This window comes from Actinokineospora spheciospongiae, assembly GCF_000564855.1.
GTDB lineage: Bacteria > Actinomycetota > Actinomycetes > Mycobacteriales > Pseudonocardiaceae > Actinokineospora > Actinokineospora spheciospongiae.
This window is the reverse complement of record NZ_AYXG01000179.1, coordinates 1-13167: the sequence shown is the minus strand read 5'-3', so window position 1 is coordinate 13167 and position 13167 is coordinate 1. Positions and strand designations below refer to the sequence as shown.

12 protein-coding genes are annotated in these 13167 nt (G+C 71.2%); 5 read left to right on the top strand and 7 right to left on the bottom strand.

The features are described from left to right. Positions 1 to 38: 38 nt before the first annotated feature. Positions 39 to 1964 carry a glycosyltransferase gene (locus UO65_RS23085; protein WP_035286205.1) on the bottom strand — a complete coding sequence of 642 codons (1926 nt, stop codon included), beginning with the start codon at positions 1962 to 1964 and terminating at the stop codon, positions 39 to 41. Next, the gene (locus tag UO65_RS23080) at positions 1961 to 3226 is read right to left on the bottom strand and encodes a hypothetical protein (protein WP_035286204.1); all 1266 of its coding nucleotides are present in this window, start codon (positions 3224 to 3226) and stop codon (positions 1961 to 1963) included. The genes UO65_RS23085 and UO65_RS23080 overlap by 4 nt, the downstream gene beginning before the upstream one ends. A 130-nt stretch (positions 3227 to 3356) precedes the next feature. On the opposite strand from UO65_RS23080, the gene UO65_RS23075 reads away from it, so the two are divergent. After that, positions 3357 to 5159 (top strand): gamma-glutamyltransferase family protein, encoded by a 1803-nt coding sequence (locus tag UO65_RS23075; protein WP_035286202.1) that lies wholly within the window; start codon positions 3357 to 3359, stop codon positions 5157 to 5159. 3 nt (positions 5160 to 5162) lie between these two features. Here UO65_RS23075 and UO65_RS23070 read toward each other — a convergent pair whose 3' ends face one another. From UO65_RS23070 to UO65_RS23065, 3 genes are read right to left on the bottom strand one after another with little or no spacing between them, the layout of a single operon-like run. Then, on the bottom strand, positions 5163 to 5696 hold the full coding sequence (locus UO65_RS23070; protein WP_035286200.1) for a DUF1697 domain-containing protein: 534 nt from the start codon (positions 5694 to 5696) through the stop codon (positions 5163 to 5165). Positions 5697 to 5700: 4 nt separating this feature from the next. Further along, positions 5701 to 5904: a DUF397 domain-containing protein gene (locus tag UO65_RS34870; protein WP_084176166.1), complete on the bottom strand. Its 204-nt coding sequence runs from the start codon at positions 5902 to 5904 to the stop codon at positions 5701 to 5703. Next, a complete protein-coding gene (locus tag UO65_RS23065; RefSeq protein ID WP_052021641.1) occupies positions 5867 to 6763 on the bottom strand; it encodes a helix-turn-helix domain-containing protein in 897 nt (298 codons plus the stop codon). Before UO65_RS23065 ends, UO65_RS34870 begins: the two co-directional genes overlap by 38 nt. A 215-nt stretch (positions 6764 to 6978) precedes the next feature. Here UO65_RS23065 and UO65_RS36925 point away from each other — a divergent pair, with 215 nt between their 5' ends. Together UO65_RS36925 and UO65_RS36920 are read left to right on the top strand one after the other, a co-directional pair. Further along, positions 6979 to 7362, top strand: a complete 384-nt coding sequence (locus tag UO65_RS36925) for a hypothetical protein (protein WP_161784500.1) — start codon at positions 6979 to 6981, stop codon at positions 7360 to 7362. Positions 7363 to 7412: 50 nt separating this feature from the next. Further along, positions 7413 to 8237: a helix-turn-helix domain-containing protein gene (locus tag UO65_RS36920; RefSeq protein WP_035286197.1), complete on the top strand. Its 825-nt coding sequence runs from the start codon at positions 7413 to 7415 to the stop codon at positions 8235 to 8237. Between the two features lie 42 nt (positions 8238 to 8279). On the opposite strand, the gene UO65_RS23050 is transcribed toward UO65_RS36920, so the two are convergent. Both UO65_RS23050 and UO65_RS23045 read right to left on the bottom strand, forming a co-directional pair. After that, the gene (locus UO65_RS23050) at positions 8280 to 10040 is read right to left on the bottom strand and encodes a long-chain-acyl-CoA synthetase (protein ID WP_052021639.1); all 1761 of its coding nucleotides are present in this window, start codon (positions 10038 to 10040) and stop codon (positions 8280 to 8282) included. 107 nt (positions 10041 to 10147) lie between these two features. Further along, entirely contained in the window at positions 10148 to 11095 is a 948-nt protein-coding gene (locus UO65_RS23045; RefSeq protein ID WP_052021637.1) for an oxidoreductase, read from the bottom strand. Between the two features lie 99 nt (positions 11096 to 11194). Here UO65_RS23045 and UO65_RS23040 point away from each other — a divergent pair, with 99 nt between their 5' ends. Both UO65_RS23040 and UO65_RS23035 read left to right on the top strand, forming a co-directional pair. Then, entirely contained in the window at positions 11195 to 12157 is a 963-nt protein-coding gene (locus UO65_RS23040) for an aldo/keto reductase (protein ID WP_035286196.1), read from the top strand. A gap of 100 nt (positions 12158 to 12257) precedes the next feature. After that, positions 12258 to 13016, top strand: coding sequence for an SDR family NAD(P)-dependent oxidoreductase (locus UO65_RS23035; RefSeq protein WP_035286194.1), 759 nt, complete (start codon positions 12258 to 12260; stop codon positions 13014 to 13016). Positions 13017 to 13167: the final 151 nt, after the last annotated feature.

Below are 13167 nucleotides of genomic sequence, written 5' to 3'. Positions count from 1 at the left end.
AAGACGGGGCCGGACGCGGTTGCGCCCGGTGGTGGGGGTCAGCCGGTGGGGGCGATGGCGCAGTCGACCAGGACTCCGCGCATTTGGTTGGCGAAGTGGGTGGTGGAGAAGTGTTCGCGGCAGATGTCGAGCATGGCCTGCTGCACGTCCGTCCACAGTGGTTTGTCGGTGAGCAGGCGGTCGCAGAGGTCGACGAGTTCGGCTGGGGAGCTGCCGATCAGGTGGCGGGCTGTCCAGCCGAGGTGCAGGCCCTCGCCGCCGACTGGGGTGGTGACGAAGGGGAGGCCTGCGGCCATGGAGTCGACGAACTTGATCTTCACGCCTGCGCCGTAGCGCATGGGGACCACGTGCAGGAGGGCCGTGCTGAGGACGGGGGCCGGGTCGGGGACCTTGCCTACGACGGTGATCGCCGGGCCTTCCAGGGCCAGGACCGCGGGGGACGGGTCGGCGCCGACGACTCTCAGGCGCAGGTCCGGGTGCCGTTCGCGCAGTGGGGGCAGCACCTCGTCGGCGAGTTCGAGGACGGCGAACTCGTTGGGGGTGCGGGGTTGGCCGTCGAAGCCGCCGAAGAACACGATGCCGTGGCGGCCCTCCAGGCCGGGGACGGTTTCGGGGACCTTGGCCGGGTAGCAGGCGACGTGGACCAGCGTTTCCGGGGCGATTCGGCGGGCCCACTGGGCCTCTTCCTCGCTGACGCAGACGGCGACGTCGGCCCAGGTGAAGGCTTCGACCTCCTCCTTGCGCAGGCGCACGCCCTCGATGGCGAACCGGCGGCGCTCTGCCGCGTCGAGGGCGGTTTCGAAGTGTTGTGCGGGGCGGCGGTGGAACAGGGCTTCCGAGTCGTAGACCAGCACTGCCTGTGGTTGGTATTCGGCGATCGGTTTGCCCAGGGCGGTGAAGTTGTGTGGGCGGAACGCGCACACCACGTCGAACAGGCCCGCGTGTTCTCGGGACCAGGCGGCGGCGTCGGTCACTCCCCAGACGACCTCGATGCCCCTGGCTTGCAGGGCGGGGGCGTATTCCTCTGCCCGTTCCGGGGAGGCGGCGAAGAAGGTGACCCTGGCCCTCGGGTCGCCTGCGCGCCAGGCGTCGACGACCGCCATGGTGCGGGGGTCTCCTCGGCCTCGGTCGGCCTGCGGCACCCGGTCGTCGATCAGGAGGACCCGGTAGGGGGCGCTGGTGTCGCGCAGGGACCAGCGGCGGTGCGGGTGGGCGTCCAGGCCGACGACCGGTGGGCGGTCGGACAGTTCGGTTCCCCAGCGGTCGAGGAAGTGCCGGTGGTTGAGGCGCATCAGCTCTTCGGCGCGGGCCGACGAGGAGCTGCCGTGTCGGGCGTGGTGGACCGCGACCGAGGGCAGCACCCATGTCTGGTGGCCCGCTTGGCGCAGCAGCAGTGCCAGGTCCACGTCTTCGAAGTAGGCGATTTCGTACTCGCTGCTGAAGCCCGCGACCTGGTGGAACGCGCTGCGGCGCACCACCAGGCACGCCGCCGACGCGTAGTCGACCTCGCGGGCGAACAGTGTTTCGCGTGGTTCGTCGTAGGCCCGGCACCAGCCGTCGCCGCCGATGAGGCTGCCCGCTTCCTGCACGGTGCCGTCGGCGTTGAGCAGCAGGGGGGACACCGCTGCTGCTTCGGGGGTGCGGTCGAGGAAGTCCAGGAGTGGGGCCAGCCAGCCTTCGGTGACCTCGATGTCGGCGTTGAGGAAGCAGACGAACTCGGTGTCGGCGTGGCGGACGCCGAGGTTGCCGCCGACGCCGAAGCCGAGGTTTTCCGGTAGGCGCAGGACCGTTTCCTCGGTCAGGTTCGCCGTCAGCCACTCGCCGGTGCCGTCGGGGGAGGCGCTGTCGGTGATGACCACCCGGTAGGGCTGCGGGGTGTGGTCGGCCAGGGCGCGCAGGCAGGTGCGCACCAGGTCCCGGCCGCCGTAGGTGACCAGGACGAAGGTGATCCGGGGGGTGTTCACCCGCGCGCCTTCCCGTAGGCGCGGCGCAGCGGTTCGCTCCAGCGGACCAGTTTGGTGTCCTGCCAGGCGGTCAGTTCGCGTTCGGCGGCGGCGAGCCGGGCAACCAGGTCGGCGTTGGTCCGCTCCAGTTCGGCGATGTGCGCTTGCTGGGCGGTGATCGTCGCGTCCCGCTCGGCGACGGTGGCGCGGCTGTCGGCGAGGTCCCGGACCGCGGTGGCGTAGGGCTCGGTGACGCGGCGGCGTTCGACGAGCATCCGCTGCCGCAGCCGCCAGTGCGCGGTTCGCACGGCGGCGTTCTCCCCGGCCAGAGCGGACAGCCTGCGGTGCAGTTCGCCGTCGCGGTTCGCGCGGGCGGCTTCGACGGCGGCGGCGAGGTGGTCGAAGTGGGCGGCGAGGCGGTCGTGGGCGGCCGGGTCGCAGGTGGGGGTGCCCTCGGGGACGGTGCGCTGCCCGGTGGTGGCGATGCGGGCGGGTGGGGCGAATTCGGCGACCACGGCGGCGTCCGGGCTGCCGGGATCGGTGACCAGCAACCAGTTGGCGCCGATGCCCGCCGCGACGGCTGCCGCGTGTTCGTCGGCGGTCAGCACCAAGCGGGCGCCGACCAGGGCGGCCAGCCGGTCCTCCAGCACCCAGTCCCCCGGCACCTCGACGGCGTCGGCGGCCAGGCCGGGGCTGGTGGCGAGGGTGTAGTCGCCCTCGGGGAGCAGGCCGAGGGTGCGTAGCTGCACCAGCCGTTCGGCGAAGGTGCCGGGGTCGACCAGCGCGGCGACGGCGATGGCCGGGTGTGGCACGACCTCGGCGTCAACGCCCTTGGCGCGCAGCAGCTCGCGGGAGGACTGGTCGCGCACGGCGATGACCTCGGCGGTGACGGGTCCGTCGCAGCGGGTGAACCGGACGCCGCTGTAGGCGATGGGGTGGCCGACGCCGGGGGTGTCGAAGAACCGCACGCCCGGCGCCTCGCCGTCGTACGGGTCGGTGCCCAGCGGGGCGGCGGGGGCCAGCACGGAGGCGTCGGCGGAGGCGGTGATGTCGGCGATGCGGGTGGGGGTGGGCGTGCCCAGCGGTTCGGCGGCGATCCCGCCGTCGGCGCGGGTGGGGCGCGACCAGCCGAGGGGGGCGAACTGGGTGGCCCGCCACCCGGGGAGCCTGCTGGTGAGCGCCTGCTCGACGACCCGGCCGAGCACCTGGTCACCCCAGCCGGGCAGGTCGGTGGTGCTCCAGATGGCGACCGCGCCGATTCCCGGCGTCGAAGGTGCTGGCACGGCCGCGACTGTATCGAACGACCTGCGGCGACCGGCCGGGGATCGAGTTGTCCACAGGAGTTGCCCACATTGTGCACAAGTGTTCGAATGACGCTCGGTAGCCGGTCCCGGTTGGGGGTAATTTGGCCGGGTGTTCACCACGCGACCCGAACTGACGGGCACCCACGGCATGGTCGCCTCCACGCACTGGCTCGCCTCCTCGGCGGGCATGGCGGTGCTGGAGGACGACGGCAACGCCTTCGACGCCGCCGTTGCCGCCGGTTTTGTGCTCCAGGTGGTCGAACCGCACCTCAACGGCCCCGGCGGGGAGGTCCCGGCGGTGTTCGTCACCGCCGCCGACCGCACCCCGCGCGTCCTGTGCGGGCAGGGCGTGGCCCCGGCGGGGGCCACCGCCGAGCACTACACCGGCCTCGGCCTGGACCTGGTCCCCGGCAGCGGCCTGCTCGCCGCCACCATCCCCGGCGCCTGGGACGGGTGGTTGCTGCTGCTCCGCGACCACGGCACCAAGCGCTTGGCGGACGTGCTCAAGTACGCCATCGGCTACGCCCGCTCCGGTTTCCCGCTGCCCACCCGGGTCCCCGCCGTGATCGACGCCGTCCGCGACCTGTTCACCACCCATTGGCCCACCTCGGGCGAGCAGTGGTTGGGCGCCACCGGCGACTGGTTCGCCAACCCGGCCCTGGCCGACACCTGGGAGCGCCTGCTGGCCGAGGCCACCGGCCCCACCCGGGAGGCGGAGATCGACGCCGCCCGCCGCGCCTGGTCGCAGGGTTTCATCGCCGAGGCGGTCGACGAGTTCGCCCGCAGGCCGCACCTGGACGACTCCGGCGAGGCCCACGCCGGCGTCCTGACCGGGGAGGACATGGCGGGCTGGTCGGCGTCGTTCGAGGACGCCGTCACCGCCGACGTCGGCGGCTGGACCATCGCCAAGTGCGGTCCCTGGTCGCAGGGCCCCTCGCTCCTCCAGCAGTTGCGACTCCTGGACGGCGCGGACCTCTCCTACGTCGACGGCGTCCCCACCGCCGACACCGTCCACCTCGCCCTGGAGGCGGCCAAGCTCGCCTTCGCCGACCGGGAAGCCTGGTACGGCGACTCCGCCGAGGTGCCCACCGCGACGCTGCTCTCCCCCGCCTACGCCGCCGAGCGCCGCACCCTCATCACCGACACCGCCTCCCCCGACCTGCGCCCCGGTTCCCCCGACGGCCGCACCCCCGTCCTCCCCCGCTACCTCAGCACCCCGCAGGCCAGCACCACCGGTGACGCCACCGAACCGCGCCTGCCCGGCACCACGGGCGAACCCACCGTCGCCACCGGCAGGCCCACCGACCCCGCGGTGAGCAGCACCGGCACCACCCGGGGCGACACCGTGCACATCGACGTCACCGACCGCTGGGGCAACACCATCTCCGCCACCCCCTCCGGCGGTTGGCTCCAGTCCTCCCCCACCATCCCCGGCCTGGGCTTCTGCCTGGGCAGCCGCGCGCAGATGTTCTGGCTGGAACCGGGTCTGCCCGCTTCCCTGGTGCCGGGCAGGCGCCCGCGCACCACGCTGTCGCCCTCCCTGGCCCTGAACGGCGAGGAGACGATCGCCTTCGGCACCCCCGGCGGCGACAGCCAGGACCAGTGGCAACTGTGCTTCTGGCTCGCGCACACCGTCGGCGGCCTCGACCTCCAAGCCGCGATCGACGCCCCCGCCTGGCACTCCACCGCGTTCCCGAGTTCCTTCTACCCCAGGACCTCCACGCCGAACGAGGCCCAGGCGGAGTCCCGCCTTGGACAGTCCACACTGGACCATTTGGCGCGGCGCGGGCACGAGCTGGTCGACATGGGGCCGTGGGCGCTGGGCCGGTTGTCAGCGGTGGCCAACCGCGAGGGTCGCCTGCGCGCGGCGGCCAACCCGCGCGGGATGCAGGGCTACGCGGTCGGCCGCTGAGGTTCAGAGGAGGGCGGCCAGCTTGCCCACGGTGTTCCAGTTGCGGCCGGTGACGGCGACCTTCCACCGCCGTTCCAGCCAGGGGCCGAGGACCGGGGCGTTGGAGATGCCGTCCGGGCACCACTGGTAGACCACGCGGTCGCCGACGGCGATGTTCTCCGGGTCCAGCACCCGGGGGTCGTGCTCGGCGGCGACCTCGGGTGCCGGGTTCGCGGACAGGAACAGGGCCACCATCTTCGACCCGTTGTCGGCCTTCGCCGCGAACGGGTGCGCCGCCATGACCGACCGCAGGTCGTCCCCGGTGCGCACCAGGACCCGGGTGGTCAGGTCCAGCCGCTCCAGGAGCGTGGCCTCCAGCAGCCCTTCCAGCGCGGCGGCGTCCGTGCCGTCGGCGGAGAAGGTGGCGTTGCCGCTTTGCAAGAGCGTGCGGACGTCGGCGAACCCGAGGCCGGTCAGCAGGTCGCGCAGGTCGGCCATGGCGATCTTGCGGTGGCCACTCACGTTGACCCCGCGCAGCAGGGCCGCGTATCCGCTCACGGGGTCAGCGCTCGAACCGGTCTGCTCGCACGCTCCAGACCAGCGACCGCACATCGACGCGCAGACTCGGCCCGTCGCTGTTCTTCGAGTCACGCAAACCGTCCAACGCGTATCGAACCTCGACACAGTTGGCATTGTTTTGACTGCGGCTGGACTTCCGCCACACCCGGTTATCGGGCACCTTGCTTCTCCCATCGGTTACGCGCATCGGCGATGATATTGGCAGAGACATCCGGGGATTGGGACAACCGGTAGATGTTGTCCACGGCGCGTTTGTAAGCATCGACATCGTCCTCTTCGTGCAAGATGAGCACCGACCGGAGCGTGCCCACGAAGACGATGGAATCCAACTCGACCGCACCGGGCCTGCCGCTCTTGTTCCGCATCGGCATGGCCTCGCTCGACTCGATGAGTTCGAAGGCACCATCGAGTCCGGGATTCCACCCGCTGCGGTCGGGAACGATGCGCAGCTCGATGTTCGGGCGGGTGGCCATTTCCAGCAGGTGGTCGAGCTGTCCGATCGTCGTCTGCACACCACCGATGTCATGGTTCAAAACGCCTTGGCCGAGCAGCACCAGCAGTTCCACCGGATCGGTGTTCCTGGTGATCGCCTCTCGGCGGCCGAGGCGCGAGGTGACGCGGGAGGCGATCTCGCCCGTCGGCACACCGGGTGCCGTCATGATCGCCTGGATGTATTCGCTGGTCTGAAGCAGACCCGGCACCAGCAAGGGCGCGACCGCGACGATCCGGCTGGCGTTCTGCTCCCAGTGCACGTAGGCGGCCATTTGCTGCCTGCGCTCGGGCAGGGTCATCGCCACCCACTGCGACTCGTCCGTGCCGTAGACCAGGGTCATGATCTCGTCGTAGCGGTCACCGCCCACGTCGAGCCTGGTCAGGATCTGGGCCACCTGCTCCGGCTTCGGGATGCGCTCACCCGTCTCCCACCGCGACAGCACACCGATGTCGCGCTTGATCGCCGAGGCCAACTCGCGCAGCAGCAGGCCCTTGTCCTGGCGGGCCTGTCGGAGAGCCGCACCCAAGGCACGGGCCTTCGGGGTTCGCGCCACTGTCAATCTCCGTAGTTGTCGGCCGGTAACAGCATAGCGCTACCGGTTTGCGGACAGATTCACCCTTTGCGCTGACGCAAGTCAGTTGCAGAAATTTCCTGCCAAACACAAGCTTGGCAAACCAACGCCCGACAAACTACGCAGCCATCCCACCGGCGGCAACTCCACGGCGGAACGGGCGAAAACCCGACCAGGCAACAGATCGGAACCGTGCCATGTCCGCAGCCCCCGAACAACCACCACCACCCGAACCGGGCACGGCAGGAGTCCGCCCGCCCGCGCGGATGAAGCTGACCCAGACCAAGCACGTGGGCGCCACGGCGCACGCGCGGGTGTTCGAGGGCGGGTTCACGTTCCGGTTGGCCAAGGGCGACACGCACGTGGCCGTGTTCATCGGCGTGTACGTCGAGCAGCGGCGCCACCTGGTCCTGCGCGACCGCACCTGGCCCGGCCCCGTGCTCGACCAGTCGCAGCCGATCGCGGTCGCGCTGCCCAAGCCGAAGTGGCTCGACTGGGCCGACACCGACAGCCTGGCCGGGTTCGCCCGCTCGGCGGTCCCGGTCGTCCGCGCCCGGCTGGCGGGCAGGCGGACGCGGTGACCACGGCACCGGCCCACCACCCCCGACCCGAATCCCCAGAAGGAACCCCCGTGTCCGCAACGATCACCCCACTGCACCGCCCGGGCAGCGACGGGGGTGTCCGCGCCGCCACCCTGCGCGGCCTGCTGCTCGCCCGCGCGCTCGACGACGCCCGCCGGGCCCACGGGTTCACCACCCGGGAGCTGGCCTCGGCCATGTCGATGTCCCCCGCGATGCTCAACCGGGTCATGACCGGCCGCCGCACCCCCACCCCGCTGGAGATCGGCGGGTTGTGCGCGGTGCTCGACATCCCCGCACCCCACCGCCCCGTCCTCTACCGGCTCGTCCGCGAGAGCGGTCGCACCGACTGGATCACCACCCCCGCCGACGGGGAGCAGCACCTCGCCCAGATCGAGGCCGCCGCCCACAGCGCCACCTGGTTCGCCCCCGACCTCATCCCCCGGCCCCTGCGCACCACCGCCTACTCCCGCGCCGTCCTCACGGCCACCGGCGCGCACCCCGACACCCCCGCACCGGCCACCCGGGACACCGCGCCGACGGAGGTGATCAACCGGTTCCTCATCCACCCCCGGGCGCTGCGCCACCCCACGGTGCCCGAGGCGGTGATGCGCGAACAGGTCCGCCACCTGCGCGAGGCGCACCTGTCCACAACCCGGCTGCTGCCGCACACGGTCGCCCCGTACCCGGAGTTCCGGACGCTGCGGATCGCCCACTTCCCACCCGTGGTGCACATCGAGCACCACACCACCGCCGTCATCCTCGAACGGCCCGACGCCACCGCCCCGCACACGGCGTTCCTCCGCGACGTCGAGGCGGTGTCCCTCGGCCGCGAGGACACCCGTCAGGCGCTCAGCGGGCGCGGTGACAACGGATGACGGGCGCGCGGAACCGAGTCGACCCCAGCGCGGAACCCCCGCTCACACCTTGATCTTGCCCGCCGCGACGTCGTCGGCGTAGCCGGAGTAGGCGTAGACGTACTTGCCCTCTTGCAGCACGTACATCGGGTCGCTGACCTTGTCCGAGTAGCCCTCGTCGCGCAGGTCGACCTTGCGGGACTTGAACGTGGAGGTCTGCTCCACCTCGTTGATCACCCGGATGAACAGCGGCACGGCGTAGCTGGGCAGCCGGTCGGTGAGGTGCGCGGCCATGGCGGCGCCGTCGAACTTGGCGCCGTCGCGCAGCTTGACCGCCGCCATGCCCGCCTTGCCGTCGGTGCCGGGCACGGCGACCCCGTAGACGACGGCCTGCTCGACGTCGGGGTGCTCGCCCACGGCGCCCTCGACCTCGGTGGTGGCGACGTTCTCGCCCTTCCAGCGGAAGGTGTCGCCGAGCCGGTCGACGAACGCCACGTGCTTGAACCCCTGGTTGCGCACCAGGTCACCGGTGTCGAACCAGCAGTCGCCGTCCTTGAACCCGTCGCGGACGAGCTTCTTCTCGGTGGCCTCCGGGTCGGTGTAGCCGTCGAACGGGGCGCGGCTGGTGACCTTGGTCAGCAGCAGCCCGACGCCGCCGGACTTGACCTTGGTCAGCCTGCCGGAGGAGTCGCGGGCGGCGCGGCCGGTGTCGGCGTCGTACTCGACGATGGCGAACGGCAGCGGGCACATGCCCGCCGTGCGGTCGATGTTCAGCGCGTTGATGAAGGCCAGGTTGCACTCGGAGGCGCCGTAGAACTCGGCGATGCGCCGGATGCGGAACCGCTCGGCGAACTCGTCCCAGATCTCCGGGCGCAGCCCGTTGCCCACCACGACCCGCACCTTGTGCTGCTTCTCGGCGTCGCGCACGGGCTGGTTGAGCAGGTAGCGGCACAGCTCGCCGATGTAGCAGAACGCGGTCGACTTGGTTCGCACCACGTCGTCCCAGAACCGCGAGGCGGAGAACGACTTGCCCAGCGCGAGCGTGGCCCCGGCGGCGAGCACCGACGACAGCGACACCGTCAGCGCGTTGTTGTGGTAGAGCGGCAGGCAGCAGTACAGCGTGTCCTTCGGGGTCAGGCGCACGCCCATCGACCCGAGGCCGGTCATCGACTTGAGCCAGCGGAAGTGCGACATCGCGCTGGCCTTCGGCAGGCCGGTGGTGCCGGAGGTGAAGATGTAGAACGCGGTGCTCCCGGCCATGATCCGCTCGGTGGCGAACGGGTTGCGGTCGGTGGTGGCCCCGTCGGCCAGCGAGTCCAGGTCGATCACGTTGCGCGTCTCGACGCCGTCGAGGGCGTGCCGGTACTCCTCGCCGACCACCAGCACGGCGCTGTCGAGCAGCCGCACGCTGTGGTCGAGCACGTCGCCGCGCTGGTTGGTGTTGATCATCCCGGCGGCGGCGCCCAGCTTGACCGCGGCCAGCGCCGCCAGCAGCGTCTCCGGCCGGTTGCCCGCCAGGATGCCCACCGTGCGGCCCGGGTGCACGCCGTTGGCCTCCAGCACCGAGGCGTACCGGTTGACGATCTTGTTGGCCTCGCCGTAGCTGATCTCGGTGTCCTCGAACCGGATGAACGGCCGGTTCGGGTGCTTGCCCGCGATGCGCTGGAAGATGTGGCCGATCGACTCCCGGGTGACCGGGCGCATGGTCAGCAGGCCCACCGCGCCCGCGGCCATCTTGGGCGCGTCGAAGGCCATCGGCGGCAGAGCGCGCAGGAAGTCGGTGATGGTGACCCGCCGCGCCGCCTGCTGCTCCGTTGCTTCCATGTGACCGATGCTACTCAGAGGTAGGTTCGCAGGGCCAGACCCGAGGCCGCTGAGCTGGGATTTCATCCCCCTCCGCAGACCGGGAAACCGCGTTCTGCGCGCCCACCTCAGCGCGCGGCTAGCCCGAAGTCCATCCCGGTCAGCTCCTCGCTCACGTCCCAGAGCCGCTTGGCCAGCTCCCGGTCGCGGGCGGCCTCCAGCGGGAAGACCACCTTGGGGTAGCCCTTCTGCTCCTTGCGCCCGTCCGGGCCGATCATCTGCCCGCTCTCCACCCCCGGGTGCGCGGCGGCGTAGAGCTGCGGCAGCGCGCCCATGGCGGCGTCCTGGGCCAGGAACCGGTTGGACACCCGCAGAGCCAGCTTGGCGACGCCGGTCGGTCCGTTGGTCTGCAGGTTCGTGGCCGCGTAGCCGGGGTGGGCCAGGACGCTGTCGACCTGGAACCCGTTCATCCGCAGCCGCCGGTGCAGCTCCAGGCCGAACACGACGTTCGCCAGCTTCGACTGGGCGTAGAACTTGGTCCGGTCGTAGTTCTGGGTGCCGTCGAGGTCGTGGAAGTAGATGCGCCCGCGCTTGTGCAGGAACGAGCTGACCGTGACGATCCGCGGGTCGACCCCCACCTTGAGCGTGTCCAGCAGCATCGCGGTCAGCACGAACGGCCCCAGGTGGTTCACCCCGAACTGCAGTTCGAAGCCCTGCTTGGTCAGCTCGTGCGGCGGCATCATCACACCGGCGTTGTTGACCAGGACGTCGACCCGCTCCACCGACTCGGCGAAGTCGGCGACGGTCTCCAGGTCGGCCAGGTCCATGTACCGGGCCTCGACGCTGGCCCCCGGCTGCTCGGCCTTGATCGCCTCGACCGCGGCGTCACCCTTGGCGGTGTCACGTGCGGTGAGGATCACGTGCGCCCCGTGCCTGGCCAGCTCCCGGCTGGTCTCGAAGCCCAGGCCGCTGTTCGCGCCGGTCACGATGAACGTGCGCCCGCCCAGGTCGGGCAGGTCGGCGGCGGTCCAGCCAGGGGCCGCGGGCGCGGGATCGCCCTCGGGTTCGGTGCTCATGGGCACAGCATGGCGCACGGCCGTCGCGCACACAGGCTGTGGACCGGGATCGGCCGGAACATCTGGATCACAGGTTGACCGCCGCTTACTGTCTGTTCTGTGGAGTTGCGTCACCTGGGCGATTCGGGACTCGTGGTGAGTGCCGTCGGCCTGGGTTGCAACAACCTGGGCAGGCCGGGCACCGCCGCCGAGTCCCTGGGCGGTTCCCGCGAGCTGGTCACCGCCGCCCTGGGGGCCGGGATCACCCTGTTCGACGTGGCCGACGTCTACGGCGCACCGCGCGGTCGCAGCGAGGAACTGCTGGGCCACGCCCTCGCGGGCCGCCGCGACCAGGCGGTCATCGCCACCAAGTTCGGCGTCGACATGCACGGCGCCAACGGCCCCGACTTCGGCGCCAGGGGGTCGCGGCGCTACGTCCGCAAGGCCGCCGAGCAGTCCCTGCGCCGCCTGGGCACCGACTGGATCGACCTCTACCAACTGCACCGCCCCGACCCCGGCACCCCGCTCGCGGAAACCCTCGCCGCCCTCGACGAACTGGTCCGCGCGGGCATGGTCCGCTACACCGGCGTCTGCAACCTCCCCGGCTGGCAACTGGCCGACGCGGTGTGGACCGCCCGCACCGAGCGGATCGGCCAACCGGTGGCCGCCCAGTACCACTACTCGCTGCTCGAACGCGAGGTCGAGCGGGAGGTCCTGCCCGCGGGCAACCGCTTCGACGTCAGCGTCCTGCCGTACTTCCCGCTGGCCAACGGCCTGCTCACCGGCAAGTACTCCCAGGGCGGGGCACCCCCCGAGGGCAGCCGCCTGGCCGGGCGCCCCCGCCTGCTCGCCGACGCCCCGTGGGCCCGGATCGAGAAGCTGCGCGCCTTCGCCGAGGAACGGGGCATCTCCATGGCCACCCTGTCCATCGGCTGGCTCACCGCGCGACCGGTGGTCGGCTCGGTGATCGCCGGGGCCACTACCGCCGAACAGGTCGAGGAGAACGCGGCGGCGGCCTCGTGGCACCCCACCGCGGAGGACCTGGCCGCGATCGACGAAATCTGCCCACCGGGACGGCGGTAGGACTCCCCCGACCGAGCGGTGTCCACCACATCACCGGCAACCCGGAGATGAACGACCGTTAACCTCTCCCCGCACGCACCCCGCGAGAGAGGATCACCCCATGCAGGTCAACGGCGTAGCCGCCATCGTCACCGGTGGCGCTTCCGGCCTCGGTGGCGCCACCACGGCCGCCCTGGCGGACAAGGGCGCGTCCGTCTTCGCCCTCGACCTGCCCAGCGCCATCGAGTCGGCCCCCAAGCTGGAGGGCGTCACCTACCTGCCCGCCGACGTCACCGAGCCCGAGCAGATCCAGGCGGCGGTCGACGAGGCCGCTGCTGGGTCGGCGCCGCTGCGCGTGGTGGTGAACTGCGCGGGAATCGGTCCGTCGGCGCGCATCCTGTCCCGCAAGGGGCCGCACGACCTGGGGCTGTTCCGCAAGGTCGTCGAGATCAACCTGATCGGGTCGTTCAACGTGCTGACCATTGCTGCCGAGGCGATCGCCAAGACTGAGGCGCTGGTCGACGGGGCTCGGGGTGTGGTGATCAATACGGCCAGCGTCGCGGCGTACGACGGGCAGATCGGGCAGGCTGCTTACTCGTCTTCCAAGGGTGGGATCGTGGGGCTGACGCTGCCTGCGGCGCGGGACCTGGCCAGCCACGGCATCCGGGTGTTGACCATCGCTCCCGGCATCATCGACACGCCGATGCTGGCGACGGTGAGCGAGGAGTTCCGGGCGGCGCTGGCGGAGGGGATTCCGTTCCCGAAGCGGCTCGGCAAGCCGGAGGAGTACGCGGCGCTGGCGTTGTCGTTGATCGACCAGGATTATCTGAACGGTGAGGTGATTCGGTTCGACGGGTCGCTGCGGATGGCGCCGCGCTAAACCTGGGGGTCTGGCCGGGTAGGGGTGCCTGTCCGCGATCCGCGTGCCGTGGTTTTCAAGCCCGGGATTTTTGGGGGCGTGCCCGGGTGGGTGGATCTGCTTGGGCGGGGCCCCTACGGCGATCATGTGCCCAGTGCGACCGAGTGAGGCG